19 protein-coding genes are annotated in these 25,285 nt (G+C 40.1%); 5 read left to right on the top strand and 14 right to left on the bottom strand.

Annotated features, from left to right (window positions below; all coding sequences use genetic code 11):
* Positions 1-646: 646 nt before the first annotated feature.
* The 9 genes from CAL6303_RS08875 to rfbF all read right to left on the bottom strand — a co-directional run bounded on the left by CAL6303_RS08875 (position 647) and on the right by rfbF (position 12,455).
* On the bottom strand, positions 647-2,884 hold the full coding sequence (locus CAL6303_RS08875) for a GumC family protein (protein WP_015197508.1): 2,238 nt from the start codon (positions 2,882-2,884) through the stop codon (positions 647-649).
* 13 nt (positions 2,885-2,897) lie between these two features.
* Positions 2,898-4,010, bottom strand: a complete 1,113-nt coding sequence (locus CAL6303_RS08870; protein WP_015197507.1) for a glycosyltransferase — start codon at positions 4,008-4,010, stop codon at positions 2,898-2,900.
* Positions 4,011-4,297: 287 nt separating this feature from the next.
* Entirely contained in the window at positions 4,298-5,614 is a 1,317-nt protein-coding gene (locus CAL6303_RS08865) for an NAD(P)H-dependent oxidoreductase (protein WP_015197506.1), read from the bottom strand.
* A gap of 232 nt (positions 5,615-5,846) precedes the next feature.
* Entirely contained in the window at positions 5,847-6,398 is a 552-nt protein-coding gene (rfbC, locus tag CAL6303_RS08855) for a dTDP-4-dehydrorhamnose 3,5-epimerase (RefSeq protein ID WP_015197505.1), read from the bottom strand.
* Positions 6,399-6,742: 344 nt separating this feature from the next.
* Positions 6,743-7,633: a hypothetical protein gene (locus CAL6303_RS08850; RefSeq protein ID WP_015197504.1), complete on the bottom strand. Its 891-nt coding sequence runs from the start codon at positions 7,631-7,633 to the stop codon at positions 6,743-6,745.
* A 141-nt stretch (positions 7,634-7,774) separates the two neighbouring features.
* Positions 7,775-8,758, bottom strand: a complete 984-nt coding sequence (locus CAL6303_RS08845; protein ID WP_015197503.1) for a glycosyltransferase family 2 protein — start codon at positions 8,756-8,758, stop codon at positions 7,775-7,777.
* Between the two features lie 527 nt (positions 8,759-9,285).
* Positions 9,286-10,314, bottom strand: coding sequence for an NAD-dependent epimerase/dehydratase family protein (locus CAL6303_RS08840; protein ID WP_015197502.1), 1,029 nt, complete (start codon positions 10,312-10,314; stop codon positions 9,286-9,288).
* Between the two features lie 12 nt (positions 10,315-10,326).
* Positions 10,327-11,541, bottom strand: coding sequence for an L-2-hydroxyglutarate oxidase (gene lhgO / locus CAL6303_RS08835; RefSeq protein WP_015197501.1), 1,215 nt, complete (start codon positions 11,539-11,541; stop codon positions 10,327-10,329).
* A gap of 140 nt (positions 11,542-11,681) precedes the next feature.
* Positions 11,682-12,455 (bottom strand): glucose-1-phosphate cytidylyltransferase, encoded by a 774-nt coding sequence (gene rfbF / locus CAL6303_RS08830; RefSeq protein ID WP_015197500.1) that lies wholly within the window; start codon positions 12,453-12,455, stop codon positions 11,682-11,684.
* Between the two features lie 1,073 nt (positions 12,456-13,528).
* Here rfbF and ntrB point away from each other — a divergent pair.
* The 3 genes from ntrB to CAL6303_RS08815 all read left to right on the top strand — a co-directional run bounded on the left by ntrB (position 13,529) and on the right by CAL6303_RS08815 (position 16,725).
* Positions 13,529-14,350, top strand: coding sequence for a nitrate ABC transporter permease (ntrB, locus tag CAL6303_RS08825; protein WP_015197499.1), 822 nt, complete (start codon positions 13,529-13,531; stop codon positions 14,348-14,350).
* A gap of 128 nt (positions 14,351-14,478) precedes the next feature.
* Entirely contained in the window at positions 14,479-15,273 is a 795-nt protein-coding gene (locus CAL6303_RS08820) for an ABC transporter ATP-binding protein (RefSeq protein ID WP_015197498.1), read from the top strand.
* Between the two features lie 144 nt (positions 15,274-15,417).
* Entirely contained in the window at positions 15,418-16,725 is a 1,308-nt protein-coding gene (locus tag CAL6303_RS08815; protein ID WP_015197497.1) for a CmpA/NrtA family ABC transporter substrate-binding protein, read from the top strand.
* A gap of 449 nt (positions 16,726-17,174) precedes the next feature.
* Here the strand turns inward: CAL6303_RS08815 and CAL6303_RS08810 are convergent, their stop codons facing one another.
* Positions 17,175-17,438: a hypothetical protein gene (locus CAL6303_RS08810; RefSeq protein ID WP_015197496.1), complete on the bottom strand. Its 264-nt coding sequence runs from the start codon at positions 17,436-17,438 to the stop codon at positions 17,175-17,177.
* Positions 17,439-17,613: 175 nt separating this feature from the next.
* Here CAL6303_RS08810 and CAL6303_RS08805 point away from each other — a divergent pair, with 175 nt between their 5' ends.
* Entirely contained in the window at positions 17,614-18,210 is a 597-nt protein-coding gene (locus CAL6303_RS08805) for a DUF3318 domain-containing protein (RefSeq protein WP_015197495.1), read from the top strand.
* Between the two features lie 190 nt (positions 18,211-18,400).
* Positions 18,401-19,888 (top strand): glycoside hydrolase family 13 protein, encoded by a 1,488-nt coding sequence (locus CAL6303_RS08800; RefSeq protein ID WP_015197494.1) that lies wholly within the window; start codon positions 18,401-18,403, stop codon positions 19,886-19,888.
* Between the two features lie 155 nt (positions 19,889-20,043).
* Here CAL6303_RS08800 and ftsH3 read toward each other — a convergent pair whose 3' ends face one another.
* From ftsH3 to CAL6303_RS08780, 4 genes are all read right to left on the bottom strand, one after another.
* A complete protein-coding gene (gene ftsH3, locus CAL6303_RS08795) occupies positions 20,044-21,885 on the bottom strand; it encodes an ATP-dependent zinc metalloprotease FtsH3 (RefSeq protein ID WP_015197493.1) in 1,842 nt (613 codons plus the stop codon).
* A gap of 299 nt (positions 21,886-22,184) precedes the next feature.
* Positions 22,185-22,925 carry an aminotransferase class IV gene (locus CAL6303_RS08790; RefSeq protein WP_321572297.1) on the bottom strand — a complete coding sequence of 247 codons (741 nt, stop codon included), beginning with the start codon at positions 22,923-22,925 and terminating at the stop codon, positions 22,185-22,187.
* A 130-nt stretch (positions 22,926-23,055) separates the two neighbouring features.
* The gene (locus CAL6303_RS08785) at positions 23,056-23,850 is read right to left on the bottom strand and encodes a hypothetical protein (protein WP_015197491.1); all 795 of its coding nucleotides are present in this window, start codon (positions 23,848-23,850) and stop codon (positions 23,056-23,058) included.
* Between the two features lie 68 nt (positions 23,851-23,918).
* Positions 23,919-25,097: a patatin-like phospholipase family protein gene (locus CAL6303_RS08780; RefSeq protein ID WP_015197490.1), complete on the bottom strand. Its 1,179-nt coding sequence runs from the start codon at positions 25,095-25,097 to the stop codon at positions 23,919-23,921.
* Between the last annotated feature and the right edge of the window lie 188 nt (positions 25,098-25,285).

Raw genomic sequence — 25,285 nt, 5'->3', positions numbered from 1 at the left:
TGGGATCCGAATCTAGGCTGCTGACTTTGATGTAATTTCGACACTTTTCTTTCATACAATTTTTGTGTCATCGTATCTCTCGTTCATCAGGCAGGCTCCGCCTGGGAACCCTTACTTTGAGGCTCCGCCTCTTATCCCCACTGGAGGCTCCGCCTCTTATCCCCACTGGAGGCTCCGCCTCCAAATCTGTATTCCTTGCCAGAGACGAGGAACAAGTTACGTCAGAGATATTGCGTGAACTTTTAGCTCCAAAAAAGCACAAAGTCAACAGCTTAGTACGTCAAGGCAGTAGTAAGTAGGCAGTAGGCAGTGAGTGAGGGAAAGCCGTTTATTACTGTGCATTTCAAGCTCAAATAATGGTCTAGTTATTTACGCCATGCTTTACTAGTCTAAATCCCCATATCAAAACCCCCCTTTTTCCTTCTGCAATTTCTGGAAGTCAATAAATTCATAACTTCTAAAACCCACAGAGCAGAAGTAAGGAACTTAATAGCTCATCTGGATAATTAACAGCCATAATAAATAGCCTACCAAGGGTAAATGACTTTGATTTTACCTTTGATAGGCTGATTATTTATATTATAAAGCCGGATGTATCAGCTTTTTCCTTTGGAAATTTGGCTGTGTATTCGTTTTGGTGAAGACACTATTTTTCCATAGACTGTTGTAGAGCTAACCGGTTTTGTTTGACATACGGAATATATGTACTATTTGAATTGGAAACTCCATTGGCGACAATACCAATCAAATTGAGTTTATTCAACATAGTTGTTGCCTGAGTAATTTGTGTCCTTGTGACTCTACCGATACTTGCTACCATAACAACACTACGGCAGGCTGAACCAGCTAGTAGTGCATCCACCAATCCGATAACTGGAGGTGCATCGATTAAAACTAGATCATAATTTCCCTCGAATGTTGCCATCAATTGCTCCATGCGAGGTGAACTCAGAAGATTAGCTGGATCTAGAGGTTCTGGTCCTGCGGTCAGAATATCTATGTAAGATGATCCCGAAGATTGAACACCAATGTGTTCTGGTAAAGGAGTATCACTTACCAGTAGACTTGAAAGTCCTTGCTCGTTGGGAAGATTAAGTTGCTTATGCAGATTTGGTTCCCGTAAATTGGCATCAATTAAAAGCACTCGCTTGTGTAAACGTGCAGCACTCATTGCCAAACCTAAAGCTAAAGCTGACTTCCCTTCATCTGGTAAAGGTGAAGTCACCATTAATGATTTGAGCATTGCTACCGAGTTTAGTAACTCGATATTTTTGTAAATTAAGTCGAGTGATTCCCAGCGTGGAGGAGATTGGAGAACTTGAATTGTCCAAGGTGAGAGGACTTCGGGTTTTCCAAAGGGTAGCTTAATAATTGAGTCTTTTTCTTTGGCTGGAGGTAATTTAGGGGTGGTTCCCAATAATGGTAAGGCTGCTTGCTTTTCTAGTTCAGCAGTGGTGTGAACCGAATCATCGGATGCTTCCCGTAGAGCTGCGGTGATTCCTCCCAATATTAATCCAACAACTGCACCCAGCATCAGGTTTTGTTTCATGTCTGGTCCCATGAAACTACCTTCTTGGGCTTTTTCAACTACTTTCCAGTCAAAACCGCCTTTGTCAAGTTCTTGACGTAGTTGTTGTTCAGATTTAGAAAGATCTTCAAAACGTTGATTATTGAGTTTTACTGATGGTTGTAAGCGATTATACTCAGCTAGTAAAGCGGGGAATCGTTTTAGTTGAGTGCGAACTTGTTGTTCTCTACCTGCAAGGCTTTGATCTCTAGCACCTAAACCAATGACGCTGGTTTGGGTTTCAACTAACTGGGAAGCGAGGCTGAGGTCAATTTGACTATCATTTCCTTGTTCTCGTAGGGAAGCATTAGGATCTACTGCACCTGCATCTTGCCCTAATGTGATGCCTGCTTCTTGCTGTAATAATCGAAGTTGTTCTTGTTTTTGGTAAAGTAACTTTTTGACAACTTCAGCTTCATCAGTAAAAGTGGCGCGTTGTTTTTCCAGTTCTAATTCTGTCTTTTGGATTTCGTTGAGTAAGAATTGGTAGCGGGTAGATTGACTTAGACGAGCTGATACCAGGGCATTTTGAGGGTTACGCTTAAGTTGATCTTGCAGTGAATTGTAACGCGCTAGGGCTTCTTGATATTGGGAACGAATTGTGCGACGTTCTTGTTCAATTCCAGCTAGTGTTTGTTCGAGGTTTTTGACTTCAGTTTCGGGATCGGTGAGGTTTTGAGTTTTGCGAAATCTCAAAAGTCTAGCTTCTGAATCTGCAAGATCTTTACGAACTCTGTCTAGTTGCTCGTTGATTACGGTTAAACCTTTGCGTAATCTTTCGTTTTGTTGTTCTTGGTTGTACTCTATATAAACTCTTTGTAGTGCTTGGAGAACTCGCTGAGTTTTGACTGGATCCCGGTCGGTATATTCAACTTGAAATATTTTAGTGGCAATGTTATCTTCTTTCTCTTTAATTTGCGACAGCACTATAGAACGTTTGACCTGACTAGTATTCAGATCTTTATATTCGCTATATCTTTCCTTGAGTTCTTGAACTGCTTTCTCAACATGCTCAGTATTTCGCATCAAGTTGAGTTGGGTTGCAGTGTCTACTTGAATAGTGGGGTCGGTAAATTGATTTTGAGAATTATCTCCTCCTTCAGATTTACCTTTGTAGTTTGGTTCCACCAAAAGCTGCATGGAACTTTTGTATGTGGGAGGTGTTGTTTTAGTAATAAATGCAGAAACAGCGATGGATGAAAGGAAGACTGCTAAAAACCAAGGAAACCTACGAATTAAAACTGTAAATAATTGACCATAACCTGGGTCATTGTCAGGAGATTGGTTAAGAACCGGATTGACTGTGGTCTGAATCACTTTATACTATCCCTCAGCTAACAAATCGAGTCGATGATTGGTATAGGCTGCAAGTCTGCTCAATGACTTGCTCAACCTTACTAAAAAAAGCTTGTTCTGAAAAATTTTTGACAGCATGATTACGAATTCCTTCGTAATCCCAGGAAATTTCCCTGGCTTCTAGTAGTGCAGCCTGTAACGAATCGGGGGTTTGTCGCTTGAAGAATACACCTGTTTTTCCAGGTATTTGGGTATCTAATACTCCACCTGCACCGAAGGCAACCACTGGTGTCCCACTGGCATTTGCTTCGACTGGAACAAGTCCATAATCTTCAAGTGCTGCTACGATCACTGAGCTAGCATTAGCGAATAGCTGAGTTCGCTCTTGATCGGTGACGTGCCCCACAAACTCGATATTTTTCATGGCTTTGGATTGTAAGCGATCGCGTTCTGGACCATTGCCTGATATTAACAATCGCCATCCTAACCAATTAAAAGCTTCGACTATTATATCTAGCCGTTTATAGCTAATCATTCGTGCTGAGGCAAGGTAGTAATCTTGTTTAGTGTTGGTGAAACTAAACTTACCTGTGTCGATGGGGTAATTAATCACTATGGCTTTTTTGCCGTATGTGCTTCTGATTCGCCGTGCAACGATGCTAGAATTTGCAATATATAGATCTGGTTCCTGAGCATACCGCAGGTCTACACTTCGCATTGCCTGGAAAACTTGCTCAATTAGGGGAGCAAAGTAGCGATAATCTCCATATTCCCGTAAATATGTTTCAGTATCCCACAAAAATCTGGTGATATTGTGGCAAAAGCAGATGTGAATAGCACCTGGTTTTTTCTTGACAGCTTTAGCAAAGCTGGTGCTGCTGCTGATAATCAGGTCATAGTCTTGTAGATCAAGTGCCCGAAATGCCGGGAAATATAGTGGAGCCATTAAACGAAAGTATTTGGCTGCACCTGGTATATTTTGTAAAAATGTTGTATTTACTGCGCGATCGCCTAAATCAATGGTTTCTTGCGGATTGTATAAAGAAGTAAATATATCAGCTTCGGGATAGCGCTTACATAATAATTCAAATACACGCTCTGCTCCGCCTTTTTGAGTTAGATAATCATGGACTAGAGCAATTTTCATTTTGTTTACCCTAATTTTGTATAATTTTGGTTTTGGGTCTAATAATTTAAGTTGAAATCGGAACTTAAGATATTTTTTTAGTTTTATATGTACTCAGTATATTCGCTGAAGACGTTGATATGCAAATAACCCAAATCTGGGATTAGGCGATTCGCAACAGCAAGCGTTTATTTATCATATGGTTTGTTGAAGAGCTTTATGCTAATAATTTGATGATTTCACCAATATTTTAAACTTCAATTGTCAAATCTAAATAATTGCCACTGTTGCAAATCGTTATTTATCTGTTATCTAGCAACTGCGGCGACAGTTTTACCTACGGGAAAGTAGGCATTTTGTTCGGCACGCAACTTGTCACAAAGCCTACCTGCTGGTAGTTCTACGTCATCGTAAGTCAATACTGCGTCTTTGGATACATCGCGTTTGAGGCGACATCCTTCTGCTAAACCCATTGGTAATAGGTTCTGTGTTTGGGTGATGTCAGATTTTTCACACTGACCGTAGGTCATGTAATCCCCAATACCATCTAGTATTTCTCCGGCTTTGAGATCAATTTTGGCAGTGGTGACAACATCGACTAAAGGCGCACCTAAGGGAGTGAGAACGTAATCTGCGAACAAAACGACGCGGGCTACAGATAGGGGGACTTCAAAGTGGCAGAGGTGGTAGGGAGTGTAGAAGCTATATAGTGGACCTTCTCCTAATTTGTATAAATTTAGGTAATGGCGTTGTTTAGGGTCATCGTGGGTGGCAAATACGAATACGCCAGGACCGGGTTTTGTTCCAACTACGTAATCGACGATGCCACCCAGTTCTTTAAGTTGATCTACATCGTACATTTTGGTCATTTCGTCAACATGACCATCGAAGTCATAGCCCAACATTCCCCGTTTGGCGACTGTCATTCCTGTGGCGTTGGCAACTATTGCTTGTTCAAAGGATATCTTTGTCCCATCGGCAAAGCTTGTCACCATACTGGGGTTTTGTCCCCAACGTTTGGCGAATGCTTCTTGAGTAGTGGGATTGCGATAGGGGTCTTGTAAACCCTTGATGTTGCCGCAAAGTAGTGGAGTTAAACCAATACTTTTCACGAATCGGTACAAATTAAGTTCAACTCCTGGTTGATCCCCATCACAAGCTGTGAGGATAACTCCGGCTTTGTCTGCATAAACTTTCAGAATTGAGCCGATGGTACCATCTAGTTCGGCATTCATCATGATCACATGCTTGCGATGGTTAATTGCTTCCATCACGATATGCGCGCCAAATTCCACTGCACCTGTTACTTCCACTAGGGCATCAATACCTGCGGCACGACATAATAACATTGCATCTTCGCATACGGCATATTCACCATGTGCGATCGCATTTTCCAATTCACCCACTGTAGAGACGGTTTTTGGATTTAAAATCCCGGCTTCACTGTAAGCACGTTGGGCTTTATCCAGGTTGCGGTTAGAAACTGCCACTAGTTCCATCCCTGGAACCGAATTAATAATTTGATTAGCAATTCCTCGTCCCATAAAACCAGCACCAATCATGCCAACTTTAACGGGATTCCCTGCTTCTTGTCTGGCTTTCAACGCCTGATCAACGATAATCATTTGAATACTCCTGATTTTTTATTTTTGGATTAAGGTAGAAGCTAAACACCTGATTTTTTTTGCGACTTTCTTCAGGTATCAGCAAAGTAGCTTTGAGTTTATGAATTAATTGGTGCTGATTCAGTAATTTTTCAGAAATATAAGAGATAAATTTGCTATTCTGAGCAATAAGATTATTTGTGATTACTGCACCTTGAACCAATTCTTCATACAACTATACTCAGTGTGGGATTTAGCGAGTACCTCCCACACTCATCATTCTCAACAGTGGCCAGTTTGAATCTTTTTCAGAAATTTCTGTAACTTCTTGGGGCCATTGAATATTAAAGAATGGATCGTTATGACGTAACCCACGTTCGTAACCAGGAGTATAGAATTCACCAACCTGGTATACAACTTCTGCCCCGTCGGTTAATGCTTGGTATCCATGGGCAAACATTTCGGGAATATATAAAGCACGACGATTGTCATCAGTTAGTTCAACCCCAAAGTGCTGTAAAAATGTTGGGGATTCTGGACGCATATCAATAATTACGTCGTAAATAGCACCTTTGGTACAACGGACTAATTTTGTCTCTGCTGCGGGTGCAATTTGATAGTGCATTCCTCGCAATGTTCCCTTTTTATGGTTGAATGACAAGTTGCATTGGGCGACTGTGGGTTTGAGACCATGTGCTTCAAAATCTTGAGCGCAAAAAGATCTAGCAAAAAAACCACGATGATCGTGCTTGAGTTCTAAATCGATCACAAATGCGCCTTTAAGGTCTGTTTCTGTAAATATCATGGGCAATTCACTCCTGCGTAAATTCCTAAATGAGACGGTTGATTTCTAGTGATATTTTGTAGAGACTTAAGTGAGATTACATAACTAGTTTTGTCTCCCATTTAAGTAAAAATATGATGTCATATCACTACTTAAGTAATAGCTTACATCTGACTGGCAATGGATTTTATGTGGATTCTGCTGGTTTTATAAAGTTTCTGTAATATATTTGCAATACCAGATGCCAGTATACTCCCATACAAATCAGAATGTCTTTAAAATACAGTAAAAAAAATAAGATACCCAACTGATTGCAGAAGCCGAGTATCTTTAAGTTGCAGGGTGAAGTCTAAGCTATCAAGAAGCTAAGATACTGATGTTAGGGAACCCACTGGTTTGGGTTTAGTGAAGGTATCATCCCAATATTGGGTGCATAGTTCTGGACGTTTGGGTGGATTTGCTGTGTAGACAAAAAATAGGGTGGAACGTTCTTCTGTTCGGAGAGTTCCATGGTGCAACACGCATTTGGCATCTACGAGGATTACGGTACCAGCTTTTCCTGGACAAGATTTCCAGGCAGACTGAGGGATGATTTTTTCTAAAGTTTGGTCATCAATACCTATATATCTAGAGCGCCAAAGTTGATAATAGACTCGATAGTAGTTGAGTGTGTTTATCCGATTTAGAGGTAATGGTACATATTCAAATGGACCATGTTTTTCTTCAACATCACTCAAATAGATAATTACTTTGACCATCCGACGATCTTCAGAGTCTTTGTGCCACAAAAGAGTCCCAAATTGATCTTCGTTAGGAAAATCTTTACGTAGATGTATACCTTGAAATCTAATTGGTAAACCAATGTAGTTTTCGACAATGTTGAGTAGTCTATTTTCGTTGCCCCAGTTAGAAAACTCCGCAAAATCTGTGAGAGTATAGATTTGTGGTAGTTTTTGACCTTTGCTGCTGTGTTTTGGTGCAGCCATCGCGGACAATTGGGTATAGGCTGCTTCTAGCAAACTAGCAGATGATTTCAAGCCCAATTCATCTAAGGAGGTGATACATACACCTTCTGTTTTTAGGGTTTCGAGAATTGCGCGATCGCTTCTGCGTTCCGTAGGAATATCGCTTCTGCCATAAATTTGCCGTTCCTGTAGATCTAATTTGGGTAGATGAACTCGATGTTTTGAGATTGCTAATTTATAAACCAATTCAGATCTCAATTCAGCAAGTTTTCCGTAAAGGATTTTCAACATAATTGTGAGGTATAGTTAAGTCTTTTTATCTTTATTCAAAGATAAATGCATTGAAAATAATACATCAGTATATCAGTGATTTCTGGATATTTCTGATGTTTTAAATAAAACCATTTATCGCTGAACTATTAATCAAACTTATTACACTGTTGTTCCAATTACTGAATCAGATTTTAAAGCATTCAATTGTATAAATTGCCAAGCTGATATGCCGATTAAAGTAGTGAAAGAAAGGGTAATTTCTAGGGTATGAAGTGGCCATCTTCGCAAAGCGCCCAAAAATACTTTTAAATTCACTTCTTTAAAGTTCCGCAAAATCATTCGGCGACAGAAATATTTTGAATATCCAGTTTCTTCCAATTTAACAATTACTTCTGGTGTATGTTTGTATTGCATCAACAATGCTGCTTTTTGTTCTTTTTGCCAATAGCTAACACCAACAATGCATTCCATGTAGGTTTCTTTGGTGACGATGATTTTACCACGGGCAGCACAGTAACCTGCTAAATAAGCCAGATAAATCCAATTTTCATCTGCTTCTTGCCAAAAATCAAAGGCTTGTTTGACTAAATCAGTGCGGTAGATAGTTGCTGTGAGGAAAATTACTGCACCAATACTTTTTTCAAAACAATGCTCAAAAATAGCTTTGCTGTTGCCTTGACAATCTTCACTATCAGCATCAAACCAACGATTACCAGTAATTGTTGGTGGATGTACTGGTTCCCCAGTATTTTTGTTTCTGCCGGAAAAATTCAGGAAAAGTAAAGATAAATCATCGTGTTTTTTAATGTTGTCCATTACATAGGCAACAGCACGAGTTTGAATCGGATCATCATCGCCAATTGTCCAAACGAAATTAGTATTCGCTGTTTTTAGACAGTAACCAATGTTTCTGAGAACGCCAATATTTTGGGAATTTCGATTATAGTTAAAGGTAATATTGCTTAGTTTTGACTGCCATTTTTCTACAACTTCTTTGGTTTTATCAGTTGAGCAATTATCGGAAACCAAAATTTCGCATTCTGATTCATATCCTTGAATTGCATCTGCCAACCAATTTAATTGCTTGTCCAGCAATTCGGAACGATTGTATGTAGGAATAGCGATAGTTAGTAATTTAGTCATGATCTGCTGTTTAGATTATTGGGAAGCGATTTTTATTGTCAACTTGATACTTTTGCCAAATTGCCAATAATTATTTGGAAAAATAAATTAGATGCCCCGTTAAATCCACTTAATACAAGCATGATAATGGTGCTTTTCAGCACTGATTTTATTGTGTACTAAATAGTAACTAAATGTCAAGAAGTTATTGACAACTGGTTCATTCTTTGCTTAGAGAATTAAAGTTAGAGAATAAGTTAAGTATTTAATTAAAAATTGAAGATTTATCAATGAGTATTAAATTGCCGAGATTCTATTTTCGATCTTAAAGCCGATAGCTTTAGTGATGAAAAAAAATCTTAAAGTATGGACTTAAATCATGATCGCAATAACCACAAAAATCTACACATTACATATCCCCAAAAAAGAGACGTAGTATTACTACGTCTCTACAATAGTTATGGATAATAGGTAATTAATTTCTGGACATGTTTATTATTTTGCAGAAATTAATGTAGAAAATGGTCTATAAACTAATTCTAAATTAATTATTGTTTAACCCAGAAGAAATCTGTGTCTATTTGTTGAGTCCGAATCAGGTATTCTAACTGCTTCAAGCGAGTAAAACCTCTAGATTGGAAGGTTTCTGTTGTCATATCAATTTGGCTGAATACTTTGTATAGTTGTTCAGCACCGCGTTGAGCATTCCAATCACATTTGAATCCAGGTAATAGGGTGTTGATTTTTTCAAATGAAACGCGGTAGCTGCGGTTGTCAGAACCTTGTTCACCAAAGCTAACTTGACATCCAGGGAAAACTCCGCCAACAATTTCGGCGATTTCCTTAACACGGTAGTTGTTGGAGGTGTCACCAACGTTAAATACTTGGTTGTGAATGATGTCCCGTGGTGCTTCCAGAGTACATGCGATCGCTTTGCAGATATCAAGGGCATGGACTAAGGGTCGCCATGGTGTACCATCACTAATCATCTTGATTTCTTTGGTTGTCCAAGCTAACCCAGCTAAGTTGTTGAGAACGATATCAAACCGCATCCGAGGTGAAGCACCAAAGGCTGTAGCGTTTCTCATAAAGGTGGGAGAAAAGTCATCATCAGCAAGGGGTTTAACATCCCGTTCCACCAAGGTTTTGCATTCAGCGTATGCAGTTTGAGGATTTACTGCCGATTCTTCGGTGACATCACCATCGGTTGCTACACCATAAACACTGCAAGAAGACATATAAACAAAGCGACGAACTCCGGCTTTTTTTGCCAATTCGGCAAGTCTAACTGAGCCTTTATGGTTAATATCGTAGGTAATGGTTGGAGATAATTGACCAGCAGGATCATTGGATAGTTCTGCCATGTGAACAATGGCATCTACGCCTTCCAAGTCCTCAGCGGAAATGTTACGAATGTCTTTGTTGAGGGTTTTAGCTGTAAAGTCGGTGCCGTTGTATAACCAGCCCACCTTGTAGTAGCCAGTATCTACACCAATTACTTCATGTCCGCGTTCCAATAACAAGGGGGGTAGTAATGAGCCGAGATAGCCTTCTGTACCAGTTACCAAAATTTTCATTATCTTTCAATCCTATGCTTTGATGGTTGTTAGTAAGTGTGATTGTTCAGGGATTTCGGCTGTAATTGCTTTGCCGATTTCAATTGATGATGTGGCAGCTGGTGAGGGTGCGTTGCATACATGGGCGCAATTCTCCCCGTGGATAATCAAAAAGTCATCCACGAGTTTCCCATCGTTCATTAAGGCTTGAGCGCGCACTCCCGCATGGGTTGGTACTAAGTCCTCAGAACGAACTTCTGGTATCAGTTTTTGCAGGCTACGGGTGAAGGCAGCTTTGCTAAAGGAACGGATAATTTCTTGAATACCTTCGTCGGCATTTTTCGCTGCTAGTTTCCAAAATCCTGGATAGGTCATGACTTCAGCGAAGTCACGCAAGTCGAAATCGGTCTTTTTATAGCCCTCCCGTTTCAGACTTAATACAGCGTTAGGTCCTGCGTGGACGCTGTTATCAATCATACGCGTAAAATGGACACCGAGGAAGGGAAAATCGGGATTAGGAACCGGATAAATTAAAGTTTTGACTAGGTAGCGTTTTTCGGGGACTAGTTCGTAATATTCTCCCCGGAAAGGAACGATTTTGGCTTGGGGATCTACCTTGCCCATTCGCGCAACGCGATCGCTATGCAGTCCGGCGCAGTTAATGACAAAGCGGGTTTCAAAATTCCCTTTGGTGGTTTCAATTACTTGGTTTTTGCCACTGGGGACAATTTTGGTAACTTTGGTGTTTAAATGTAGCTCTCCACCTTGTTGTTGAATGATCTCTGCATACTTGAAGCAAACTTGTTTGTAATTTGCTATACCAGTAGATTCAACTTTGATTCCCCCCACTGACTGCACATGGGGTTCAATTTCACGGACTTCTTCGGGGGTGATTCGGCGAACGGGGATACGGTTATCAACGCCACGTTTGTAGATATTTTCTAAGCGGGGTAATTCGCTTTCATCGGTGGCAACGATGACTTTGCCGCACACTTCATGATCAATACCATGTTGTTGGCAAAACTCCACCATCGAGTTGGCACCATCACGACAGAATTTTGCCTTGAAGCTACCCGGTTTGTAGTAAATACCCGAGTGAATTACACCACTGTTATTTCCAGTTTGGTGAAATGCCCAATTACTTTCTTTTTCTAAGACAGCAATTTTTGCTTGTGGATACTTTTTCCCAAGAGCCATGCCAGTAGAAAGACCGACAATGCCTCCACCTATAATCACAAAATCATACATCTGGTATGCTCAATTCCCTGTAATGTATTTTTATTGGTAGATACGTGACATGTCACGTTTGCATAGTTAAGTTTTTAACTATTCGCCCTCACCCTGAATTAAGACTTAACGTTAACTACGATAAGTTCCGCCACCACAATTTACCAAACCTTCCAAGGAGCTTTATTCTTATTCCAGAGGTCTTCAAGGTAATTGCGATCGCGTATTGTATCCATCGGTTGCCAGAAGCCACCATGTTTAAAAGCAGATAACTGTTCTTTTTCTGCCAATTTCTCTAAAGGTTCCTGTTCCCACACTGTTGTATCGTCAGTAATGAGATCAATTACTTCTGGTTCAAGAACAAAATAGCCGCCGTTAATCCAAGCACCATCACCTTCGGGTTTTTCTCTAAAGCTGGTGATTTTGGTTTGCTCTTGTCCTAGTACAATTGCCCCAAAGCGTCCTGGTGGTTGTACGGATGTCATTGTCCCTAATGTTTTTTGCTCTTGGTGGAATTTAATCAGTTCTGTGACATTCACATCACTAACACCATCACCATAGGTAAAGCAAAAAGTTTCATTGCCAATATGCTCTCGCACCCGTTTTAATCGACCACCTGTCATAGTGGTATCACCAGTATTTACCAGGGTGACACGCCAAGGTTCAGCATTGCCAGCGTGGACATTCATCTGATTAAAACGCATGTCGAATGTTACATCCGACATATGTAAAAAGTAATTAGCAAAATATTCTTTAATTACATAGCCCTTATAACCGCAGCAGATGATGAAATCATTTATACCATGTGCCGAGTAGATTTTCATGATGTGCCACAAAATCGGCTTACCACCAACTTCTACCATCGGTTTAGGTCTAACACTTGTTTCTTCACTCAGACGGGTACCAAGTCCTCCAGCCAAAATCACTGCTTTCACGCTTTTGCCTCTAGTTTTTAGGTAGATGAATATTTGCTTTAACTTGCCTACTTAAATCAATATTTATGCAGTAGAGAACAGCCTAATTTTCTATTTTTCTAAGTATATAATCTAACCGTATTTTTACAAGAATGTGTAAAGACAAGATAAATTAACCTATACAATCTATGAAAAAATGGATAATTTAGCTGTACCTTTAGGTAGGTTATTTTTATTGCTTTATTGCCATTAAGTAATGCTCATCATTAACCTGTGATAAAACTTCAGGTAAAGGATAACAGGTGTGGCTAAATGGAAGTATTAATTTAAATTTATACCAATACAAATAATACCTATTTACTAAACCCAGTCCGATACCTTCAACTTTGCGATTACGTGCAGGATCGCAGCGATGGAAGCGATCAAAAATACGCGGGATTTAATCGCCTGCAAAGTTACTTTGAAGTTGTTCTAGTACGTGAAGGCAGAAGGAATAAAGCCCATAAAACAAGCTTTTGTCTATTTGCAATGGTTGGTTTATTTCCGCCGACCTGTACTAGGTATAGTTTATGATAATTGCAAAGTAGCTATAAAAGCTGTTTTAGCTTGGTGAGACTGATAGTTTCGCCTAATAACAGTTATATATAGGAATCCGGTTTGATTTTTGTTGGCGTAGTCTGTGCTTTGCACTTACAAAATTAGGTATTTGTAGGGTGCGTTAGCATTTCGCGTAACGCAGTATTCTCAAGGGTTTGGTGCGTTACGGTGTAGCTTTTCTTGGATGCCGCAAGGAACCCTACACACCCTACGTATCTTTAAGGGACTTCCAGAAAATAAAATATCCTGTGGTTTGGGCAGCGTTCGATGCTTCCTGAGCCTGTCGGAACGAAGTGTACCGGAGGTAAGGACTGAGCGCTCACGCCGAAGTCTTGCTCGAAAAAACAGCTAAGATGCCTGTTCCACAACAGAAAATTGGATAATTATTTAATTGGAAGTCCCTAAGCGCAAAGCGGAGGTTACACCAACAAAAATCAAATATGAGTCCTATATCTTATAATTTTGCGGGAAAATACTTGAGGTAAGATTCATCCTGAATGCAGATACAAAATAATAGTAAGACTTTTTCCAGACACCTCAAACAAATAGTTTATTGGGGGCTAAAGCAATTTATTCCATCTATATCTGGTGTTTTCATTCTTTTGATAATCTGGCACCTACTGAGTTTACGACCGGATACGTCCCTGCCTTCTCCCTTTGCAGTTGTGACTAATACTTGGGATTTAATTAAAGATCCATTTTTTAACAAAGGAGGAAATAATAAGGGATTTTTCTGGTTAATTCTCGCTAGTCTCAAAAGAGTTGCGTTTGGTTACTCTTTAGCTGTATTAGTAGGTATTCCATTCGGATTTATTATTAGTTTGAATAGTTTTTGCCGACAAGCAATTGATCCGATTATTCAACTACTGCGTCCAGTGGCTCCCCTAGCTTGGCTACCCATGGCTCAAGCTGTTTTTCTGAAACCAAATCCTTCAGCTATATTTGTGATTTTTATTACTGCTATTTGGCCCATAATTTTAAATACAGCTTTGGGCGTACAGCGTGTACCTAAAGATTATATTAATGTCTCTAAATTGATTGGGTTGTCAATTTTTGAAAATTTCTTCCAAATCTTACTACCTGCAACTTTACCCTATATTTTCACTGGACTAAGAATCGGTGTTGGTCTATCATGGCTAGCTGTTGTGGCGGCTGAAATGCTACTTTCTGATGATGGAATTGGCTTTTTTATTGTTGATGCATACAACAATGCTAACATTCATGAAATCATTTTAGCAATTATTTATTTGGGTATAGTTGGTTTGATTTTAGATAAGATTATGGTTTTTATTTCCGATAAAGTTACACCTCAAGAATAAAATACCAACTAAGTATGTCAGTGTTGAAATAAAAGTGAGATGTTCCCAACTTTAATAAAGTAGAGAGCAGTTTAAAATTATCTGGATTTTTCGGGTAAAACCAAAGTAATTAATCAAAGAGCATATTTATGTCTAGCTTTGTGGAAATCAAAGGAATAGAAAAGGAGTTTAATCTCCAAGATGGCAATAAAAATATTGTTCTCAAAGAAATTAATCTAGATATTAAACAGGGTGATTTTATATCTCTAATTGGTCATTCTGGGTGTGGCAAATCTACACTTTTGAATATAGTAGCTGGTTTGGAAAAACCTACAGAGGGTTCGGTAAAAGTTGATGGACAATTGGTTAAGCAACCATTCCGCGATCGCATGGTGGTATTTCAGAACTATTCGCTGTTACCTTGGCTAACGGCATGGGAGAATATCGCCTTATTTGTCAACAAAGCTATGCCTCGTAAATCTACCCATGAACGCAATCAAATTATTGCCTCTCATTTAGAAATGGTTGGTTTGAAAGATGCGGCAAATAAAAAACCAAGCCAACTTTCAGGAGGGATGAAACAACGAGTTGCACTAGCGCGGGCTTTAGCCATTCAACCAAAGTTACTTCTATTGGATGAACCATTTGGAGCATTAGATGCATTGACGCGTGGTTCTTTGCAAATTGAATTGATGCGGATCTGTAACATCTGCCATATCACAACGATTATGGTGACTCATGATATAGATGAAGCTCTATTACTTTCTGATCAGGTAGTTATGCTAAATAATGGTCCGGCTGCAACTATTGGTCAAGTTTTGGATGTACCCTTGGAACACCCTCGCTCTATCGATATGATGAATGACCCCAAATATCATGTACTCCGTCATGAAATGATGCAGTTCTTGCAAAATCAGGAACGAGCTAAATATTCACAAGTTTAAATTGCATTGCACTTAGAGTATTCTAAATAAAAAAATGCCCAATTGTCATACAACTGTATTCAGGGAAACCACCGAATATTTTGAATTGATAAACTCAAAATTGAGATTTCGGCTTCAGTAATCTACATCCTTAAATTAGCTGATATGGCAAAACTTGATAGACGAAAATTTATTGCAGCGGTAGGTGCAACTGCATTGGCTCATACGATAATTAACCGTTCTAGTTCTAGCGTGACAACTAGCGACTCAAATCACAATGTTCATGTTGCGGTGAGGGATACTCCAGAAGTAACAACCGCAACACTGGGATTCGTTCCGGTGATGAGTTCTTGCCCTCTAATTATTGCCAAAGCTAAGGGCTTTTTTGCCAAATATGGGATGCCGGATGTCCAAGTGAAAAAGCAGCCTTCATGGGCTGTAATCAGAGATAAACTGATGTTAGGTGCTGCTAATGAAGGTTTGGATGGTTCCCATATTTTATTTCCCATGGCGTATTTGATGGCTACAGGGGAAATTAGTTATGGCAGAAAAATACCAATGTATATTCTGGCACGAATGAATCTAAATGGGCAGGGAATATCTGTTGCCAATACTTACAAAGATTTACATCTAGGTATAGATAGCTCACCCCTAAAGTCAATTTTTGCTCAGAAGACTCTGACGGAGGAAACTGTACGTTGTGCAGTTCCTTATCGCCGGGTGACAGGCGATTTTTTTATGCGCTGGTGGTTAGCTTATGGTGGTATTGATCCAGATAAAGATACATCGATAATTGTAGTGCCACCCCCGCAAATGGTGGCGAGTATGCGAAGCGGAAGTATGGAAGCTTTCTGTGTGGTTGATCCTTGGCATCATCGATTAATCAAGCAAGGAATTGGTTATTCTACGGTGACAAGTGGGGAATTATGGAACAATCACCCAGAAAAAGCTCTAGCAGTGCGTTCCCAATGGGTTGATAAATATCCCCAGGCTGCAAAAGCGCTGTTAGCTGCTGTGATGGAAGCTCAAATTTGGTGCGATCGCGCTGAGAATAAAGAGGAGCTTTTTGAGATAGTATCACAACGAGAGTGGATTGGTGTGAAGACCGATTTAGTACGCGATCGCTTACTGGGTAAAATCGACTATGGTGATGGACGTGTGGTGGAAAATAGTCCCCATGCCATTAAATACTGGCGTGAAAATGCTTCCTACCCTTTCAAAAGTCATGATTTATGGTTTTTAACCGAGGATATGCGCTGGGGTAATCGTTCCCCTGATTTTCCCACTCAACCCTTAATTGATGCAGTTAATCGTGAGGATTTGTGGCGAGAAGCTGCTAAATTCATTGGTGAAGAAGCAGCAATTCCCCCCAGTACATCCCGTGGTGTGGAAAAGTTTTTTAATGGCTTGGAGTTTGATCCTGAAAATCCCCAAGCTTATCTCAATGCACCCAAAATTAGGGTATTTAGGTGAAGTACCCCATCTTGCCTTTCGCTGAAAATGGGGCTTCCAATTTCAACTAGCACAAGGACGGTTTTATTCGTCTACGGAGTTTCCCGTCTCATTCGCAATTGCCTCCACCAGCCGTCTAGCTTTTGGTCTTACACCGCGTCCACAGGCAGCAATCCCACTTCCTGAGATTGTTTGATTATTTTGTCGGCAGATTTACCTTGGAATTACAGCAATAGCTTACCAGCTGGGTTTATGTCTCTTCCCCAATCTTAGCCGAGTACCGTAGCCTCTTAGTCTTCTGGGTGGGTCGCAACCACTGTAATCTTACCATTTTTCTACAATCAAATCAAATATTTTAGATGAGCCAGCAATCTTAGGGCATCCGCCCCCAGAAACGTGGCGTGCTGGATGGAGCATCTGTTGCTATCCATCCCCAGGCTATAGAGCCGTGGGGAATTCCCCAAGTTTGGTTAAATAAAATCAGATTCTTCCTCAATTTTTACCAGATTTGTGGCAGGGCGATCGCTACTCCAAGCCCACCATGCACAACCACATTGACAATGGTAAAATTCTTGCCATTTACGACTACGATTGTCGGTGAGTACGGGTGAACGCCTGTTGATCCAAACTTCTAAAGCTTCTAAACTACTTGCGTGACAAGTTGGACAACAAAAATCAAAAGCATGAATAGACTTTGTTGTCCATTCTGGTGGGTTGGGGGCAAAAGCATCCATAGTTAAAGAAAGGGGACAGGGAACGGGGAACAGGCAACAGAAAGAAAATTTGTGTAATTAATTCTGTTGAGCTACTTATCTGAGGGACAAAATACTGAATGTAGAAGAGAACTTTTGATTTGTATGATTCTACAAACTTGATAAATTACTAGTTTCAATATATCTAAATTTAATTATGGATCCGAATTTAGAAGTCAACCGCCTGTTAGATATTATGCCTGCTTCAGGGCGTATGTGGACAAAAATTGTCAGCAAACCAGAGCAAGCAAAGGTCATTGACGCGTCATTTCCTTTACCTTGGCATCAATCACGACCCATTTATATTAATTTTGACCTCTGGAAGGGTTTAAGTAAATCTCAACGGGATTTAGTGTTATTACGAACAGTTAGCTGGTTGATTGGGATTAAATGGTTTAAGCCAGATATTTATCAAGGTGTATTAGCTGCTGGGTTGGTGGCTAGTGTTGTGGAAATCAGCCAGGGTGATGTGGTGGGAATTGCTGCGGCTTTGAGTTTGACTGGATTGGCAATGACGCGGATTTGGCGGATTAATAATTCCCAAGAGACAGAAATTAATGCGGATAACGGTGCCATTAAAGTTGCACAGCGCCGGGGGTATTCAGCAACGGAAGCTGCGGAACATTTATTATCTGCAATCGAGGTTGTAGCTCAAATTGAGGGACGTACAGGTTTAGATTTTATTGAGTTAATGCGCTGTCAAAACCTGCGTGCGATCGCTTGTTTGTCTCCGGTGGGTATTCCCGAAAAATAGTCAATGAGGGCAGTAGGCGGGTTTTTGGAAGAAGCTTGAACACGAAAGCAAAAACTTTTCCCCTTAAAATAGGAGGTTTGTACCGGGTTTGCTTTGCTCAAGCTGGGGAGTATCAAAACTTCCTAAAGCTGGATGTAAATTTGGGAAAATATGACTTTACTGTACAGTAATGCAGTAATTACAAATTTTCATGGACATTAAAACACCAGACTGGGTAAAGCACGCCGTCTTCTATCAGATTTTCCCAGACCGCTTTGCAATTGGGAAGCGGACACCGCAGGAATCGCGCAGAAGAATAATTGAAAATGGCAATTGGGAAGATTGGGATGCTATACCAACCCAACAAGGCTATAAAGGGGGAGATTTGTGGGGAGTGATAGAAAAACTCGACTACATTGAGTCCTTGGGAATTAACGCCATTTACTTTACACCCATCTTTCAATCAGCTTGTAATCACCGCTACCACACCCATGACTATTATCAAGTAGATCCAATTTTAGGGGGAAACAAAGCATTTCGGGTATTTCTAGATGCAGCACACAGTAGAAATATCAAAGTTGTCCTTGATGGTGTGTTTAACCATTGCAGTCGCGGCTTTTTCGGCTTCAACGATATTTTAGAAAATGGACCTCATTCACCCTGGTTAAATTGGTTTAAAATTGAAGGCTGGCCCCTTGCACCATACACCGGAGACTTCCCTGCTAACTACGGCAGTTGGGTAGGAAATCGAGCGTTACCAGTTTTCAACCACGATAACCCTGAAGTTCGGGAATATATCATGGAAATAGCTGAGTATTGGTTAGAATTCGGTATTGATGGTTGGCGCTTAGATGTCCCATTTGAAATTAGAACACCAGGATTCTGGCAAGAATTCCGTCAGAGAGTCAAAGCACTAAATCCCGAAGCCTATATAGTGGGGGAAGTTTGGGGAGACTCCCGTAAATGGTTAGATGGTACTCAATTTGATGGTGTGATGAACTACCTATTTACCGGACCAACCATAGCTTTTACAGCAGGCGATCGCGTAATCTTAGAACAGGTAAAAGATCGTGATTATCAACCATATCCTGCCCTTTCTGCGGCACAATACGCTCTTCAAATTCAACATTTACTCCAACTGTACCCTAGAGAAATCCAGCTTACCCAACTCAACCTCCTGGCAAGTCACGACACAGCAAGGTTAATCACGATTGCCTCCGCAGATATTCAAAGTGTCGAACTAGCAACGTTACTCTTAATGACTTTTCCTGGTGCCCCCAGCATCTACTATGGTGATGAAGTAGGTTTAGAAGGTGCGATTGATCCAGATTCACGCCGTGGTTTTCCTGTAGAATCAGCATGGAACCATGAATTGCTTGATACTCATCGTCAACTTATTGCTATCCGTTACAAATATCCATGTTTGCGAACCGGGGATTATAAGGTTTTACATACTGAAGGCGAGGTGTATATTTTTAGTCGTACCTTAGAAAAAGAAGAACTAATTATCGCCGTCAATTCTGGAACTAGATCAGCCGAGGCAACCTTAGATACAACAAACTTTTACAATCAGCCAAATCAATTAATATATGGTGAAGCTGAAATTAAACATCATAATACAGATAATTCTCAGCAAATTATCTTAAATATTCCTGCCCGTACAGGTTGTATTTTGGTAAATACAGCAGATTTCAGTTAAATTCATGCGAATTTAAAAATTTAAATTCCAGATTCTCAACTTCTTGAAGAAATCGGGGGTCTAATACCAACAAAAACCCCTGCTTAAATATCTCCTTGATTTGGAGAAGGATTAAGCAGGGGTTTGATGAATTGACATTAATCAACGATCAAAACTTAAGCAAATGCGGCTGTTTGTACGTCGTTGTTAGCTAAAAGTTCTTGCAACTCTTCTGCATCAACGGTTTCTTTGTCAACCAACATATCTGCAAGTTGATCTAAGACGTGACGGTTTTTCAACAACACATCTTTGGCACGATCATAGGCAATATCTACCAACTTCCGCACTTCTTCATCAATGGCAGTTGCAGTTTCTTCTGAAAAATCTCTTTCTGCCATGATGTCACGACCAAGGAACATGTTACCTTGTTGGCGACCCAATGCTACAGGACCAAGGCGATCGCTCATTCCAAAGCGTGTCACCATTTGACGAGCAACTCGTGCAACCTGTTGTAAATCTCCAGATGCACCTGTGGTGACTTCTTCATCTCCAAAGATTAATTCTTCGGCAATACGTCCACCTAAAGCTACAGCCATTTGGTTTTCCAAATAGGAACGGCTATATAAACCGCTGTCCATGCGATCTTCTGAGGGGGTAAACCAGGTTAAACCACCTGCACGACCGCGAGGAATGATGCTAATTTTTTGTACGGGGTCATAATCAGGCATCAAAGCACCAACTAGAGCATGTCCCGCTTCATGGTAAGCTACCAATTGTTTGCGGCGTTCGCTCATTACCCGATCTTTCTTCTCTGGACCAGCCAACACACGGTCAATTGCGTCGTTGATTTCATCCATGGAAATTTCGGTGAGGTTGCGACGTGCTGCTAAAATAGCGGCTTCGTTGAGCAAGTTAGACAAATCTGCACCTGTGAAACCAGGGGAACGACGGGCAATCCGCTCAATATCAACGTCTTTGGCTAAGGTTTTGCCACGAGCGTGAACTTTGAGGATTTCTACGCGTCCACCGTAATCAGGACGATCTACCACAACTTGACGGTCAAAACGTCCGGGACGTAGTAACGCAGCATCCAAGACATCAGGACGGTTGGTAGCAGCAATAATGATGATACCTGTGTTACCCTCAAAGCCGTCCATTTCAGTTAGTAACTGGTTCAGGGTTTGTTCCCGTTCATCGTTACCACCACCTAAACCAGCACCCCGTTGACGACCGACTGCATCAATTTCATCGATGAAGACGATACAGGGAGCATTGGTTTTTGCTTGTTCAAATAGGTCGCGGACGCGGGAAGCACCCACACCAACGAACATTTCTACAAATTCAGAACCGGAGATGGAGAAGAATGGTACACCAGCTTCACCAGCAACTGCGCGCGCTAATAGGGTTTTACCTGTTCCTGGAGGTCCAACTAAAAGTACACCTTTAGGAATTTTGGCACCGATGGCTGTGAATCGGTCAGCATTTTTAAGGAAGTCTACAACTTCGTTTAATTCTAATTTTGCTTGATCAATCCCCGCGACATCACCGAAGGTGACTTGGGTTTGGGGTTCCATTTGCACACGCGCTTTGGATTTACCAAAGTTCATCGCTTGACTACCGGGACCACTTTGGGCGCGACGTAGTAAGAAGAACAAACCGACTAATAGCAATACTGGGAAAAATAAACTGCTGAGTGCTTTGAACCAGAAACCTTCATCGGTTTGAGGTAGCACGCTAATATCAATATCTTTTTCAGCAAGTGTATTAATTAGCGTAGGGTCTTCTACTAGAGTTACCAAAACTTGCTCACCAGCTTGAGACTTGACTACAGCCGTCTGGCGGTCTGCACTCAGCTTAACTTGGGCAACATTATTTTTGTCAACTTCTTCTAGGAATCGGCTGTAGCGCCATGTTTCCCTACTTTGGGGTTGCTTATCAAAGAAAGCTGTTCCTAGCGCAATTACTACTATGAAAAGTAGTGCATACAACCCAGCGTTTCTCCATCTTTTATTATTCACCTAGGTCAGTCCTCCTATAATTTTTTGCGCCTACATGCTAAGGCATACACCAAGGGTGGATACAGAGCATCTCTAGTTTTGAAGAAAAAGCATTATTAAGAATTATGTTAACTTATCTTAAGGTATATCAGAATGCCTTTGCTTAAATCTGAGAAAAAAACTTTTGGTTATTAGTTTGAGATGTTGGCACTTAAGGATCGTATTGTAGCGATCTGAAAGGGTGGATGAGGACGGTTTCCACTACAAAGAAGCAGAGGGGCAGGGTGCAGGGGGAAAAGAGTTCGATGTGTGAGAAAGTTTTAAAGTGAAAAAAGTTGCCTTAATTGCTGTAAACAAGGGTGTTGAGGGTTATATGTAAGTTTGCTAGTACCATTGATAACAGTATGAATAGGAACGATTTCTACCACACAATTGCTGTAAGCGATCGCATTAAAGCTAGAAACCAGTTCTGGTGTCCATGGTTCTTGAGAAACTGGTTGCTTTTGGTTTTCTAGTTTGTTGAGGATATGCGATCGCATAACCCCCGGTAGTATCTTCTTATCTAGTGGTGGTGTCCACAAACAGTCATCTTTCCATCCCCACAAACTACCTGTGGTTGTCTCTAACCAGTTATTTGCTGTATCTTGAAATATCCCCTCTTGGGAGTCGTTAGTTTTTGCTAACCAACAGGCTAAATAATTTCCTGTTTTATGCTGTGGTAGCGAGCGATATATATCTGGTGATATTAAGCTAGCAGTGATTCCCTGAGTTTGTTTCGCTGCTAAATTTGGCGGGAAATTTCTCCCCGTAACCCACTCTCGTCCATCTGGAAAAATCGTGATCCGCAAAATGGGGAAATCATGCAGCATCATTTCTGCACCTTCACGGATATGTTTCCAGTTTGGTTGTTGCCAGCCAAATATTTTTAAGGAATTATTTAGTCTTGATACATGTAAATTCCAATTTGTCAAGTCATGCTCTAAATAATTCTCATAAACTCTCAGAGTCGTAAAAACTGTAGCACCATACAGCAAACCTGGGTCATCAATGGCAATTTCCAAGTTTGGCGAGTTAATAACCTTACCGTTGTACCAATAAGTAATCTTAGTGTTTCCTAACTTAGATTTTTTTATGTTGTGTCATCTTCCAAAATCAATTATTTCATCAATTCAGCAATTTCAGCAATCAAGTTCATGAATCTTTTTGAGGAAACTTAATTTGATTTTGTCCCTCTGCTGTCCTCATAACTGTTCCTCCTAATCTTTCAATTGCCTTAATTGCCCTTTTTTGAGTTTCCGGATCGACACCATTTTGTAGTACCATCACCCATGCAGATATTTGAGCAGCTTTACTCTGGGGATTTTTGCTTAAAAAGTTAGATGTTCTTTCAGAAATATATGCGGATTCTTGACTTTCTTTGTCTGGGTGTTTTTTTGCCCAATCTGCCGCTGATTTGAAGGAATTTTTTGCTGATTTTGAGTCACCTAAAAATAGTAATTCATCAATTGCTTTGTAGCGCCAAACATAAAAAGAATTTTTGGGATCCCAGGGAGAAAGATGTTTTAAACCTTGTTTAGTAAGATTGACTGAATTTTCTGGTAAACCTGCATACATTGAGGTGCTAGTTGACAAAGCAAGATATGCAATCACAAATCGAGGATCGTGCTTAAGAATCACTTCAAAATATTCAGGACTAAGACTATAACCCGTTTTAGATCTAGCTTCTTCGTCACCAAAGTATTGAGCAAAACCTAAATAAGCCCAATTAGCAATAACATTATCAAAGCCAAATGTTGGAGCTTGCTTGAGTATTTTGAGATTTGCCTGTTCCAATTGTAAATCTTTTTTCAGGGCTGCAACGGAAACTGATTGTTTGTTATCTCCAAATGTTTGCATTCGTTGAAATTGTAGTATTGTCACTCCGCAAATGCAAAAAAAACTAACCAAAGATGAAACAACAGTTTGACGAGAGGGAATAAAAATCATATTAAATTCATCATCAAAAATATTGATAACAAATATATTGTTCCCAAAATATCGACAAAATTAACAGGCTAATTAATTTTGAGAAAATCTTCAAGTGATTTTTGGATCTGTGGTTGTTTCATATAGACTCGTGCAGCTTCAATTAAGTTATTGATATTTTCATCACTGACATCATCAATATCATCACTTAGAGGTTTCCCAATCAGTTGTCTGTCAAGCTTGAATTGTAAACGTAAATGGCGCTGATGAATCATTTGATTGCTGACGTAATCAAAAATATCTGATGATCCATCAAATAGTATACCCACTAACGGCTGTGCCCACTGAATCAAACCCCAACTCCGCGCTTTTTCATAGGGTATCACGCGAGTGCGATCGCCTGTACCGATGGAGAGGACTGTAATATCTTCCAACCTATGACCCAATTTTAGCGCTTCTGCGATCGCGCAAGTGGAGGGATTATTTGCTGCGACTCCACCATCAATAGCAGAATAAATCGATTCAACTGTATAACTTGAGGTTTTATTCGGTATTTTATCCCATCCTGGAGAAACTGTTGCCCGTCTATTTTCTCCAACATATTCCTTGATTGTGCGTACTTGACTACTACCTACACCATCGGTAATTGTGATTTTCATATTTTGATATACATTATTAGCTGAGGAAGCATTTTCGTCTAACTCAATTACCTCTGTATATCCATCCTGAATTTTACCTTTTACTTGTCTAATTAGGCGATGAGCAGGAAAATAACTAGGAGCAGATGCAGAACAAACACATACTTCCCACAAGGGGACATTTCCGTAATCTTGTTCATAGCACCAGCTTTTAAAAATTATTGGTTCCCGCTCTATGGTGTCGTAGGAAACTATTAATAATAATGGGTAATTAATGTCAAATAGTTTAGCTTCTTGAAAAGTTGCTTTGAGAACTTGAATTAAGCCAGTATCTGAGTATTTTGGAGCAGAAAATCCATACTGCAAAAGTAGAGGTATTCTTTGTGTTGTCCAACGTGTCTGGTAGGGGAAAATTATTTTGCTTTGTTCCTTATACAGTTCTACAATTTTTTGGCTATTAGCTCCTGCGGCAATTGCAGCAGCTAAAATTGAACCTGTAGAAGTTCCGGCAACTAAGTTAAAATACTGATTTAGTGGTTGGCTAATTTTTTTTTCAATTTCTGTCAACATCAATGCTGAAACCAGACCTCTAATTCCTCCACCATCTAAACTTAAAATTCGGAAAACCATAATCAGTAATTTGGATGTTAATTAATCCATATTTTATTTTAAATTATTTCGCACGGGAAATCTAACCTAATTAGATAATTAGTCGGAAAACTGTTATTTACAAACATATTAAAAATAAAATTTATCTCATTTGATACTAAATAAAAAGATATTATATCATTGCAAACACATTATTATAATTCCAAACA

Source organism: Calothrix sp. PCC 6303 (assembly GCF_000317435.1).
Taxonomy (GTDB): domain Bacteria; phylum Cyanobacteriota; class Cyanobacteriia; order Cyanobacteriales; family Nostocaceae; genus PCC-6303.
Note: the sequence above shows the minus strand (reverse complement) of the source record. Positions and strands in the feature narration are given on the sequence as shown.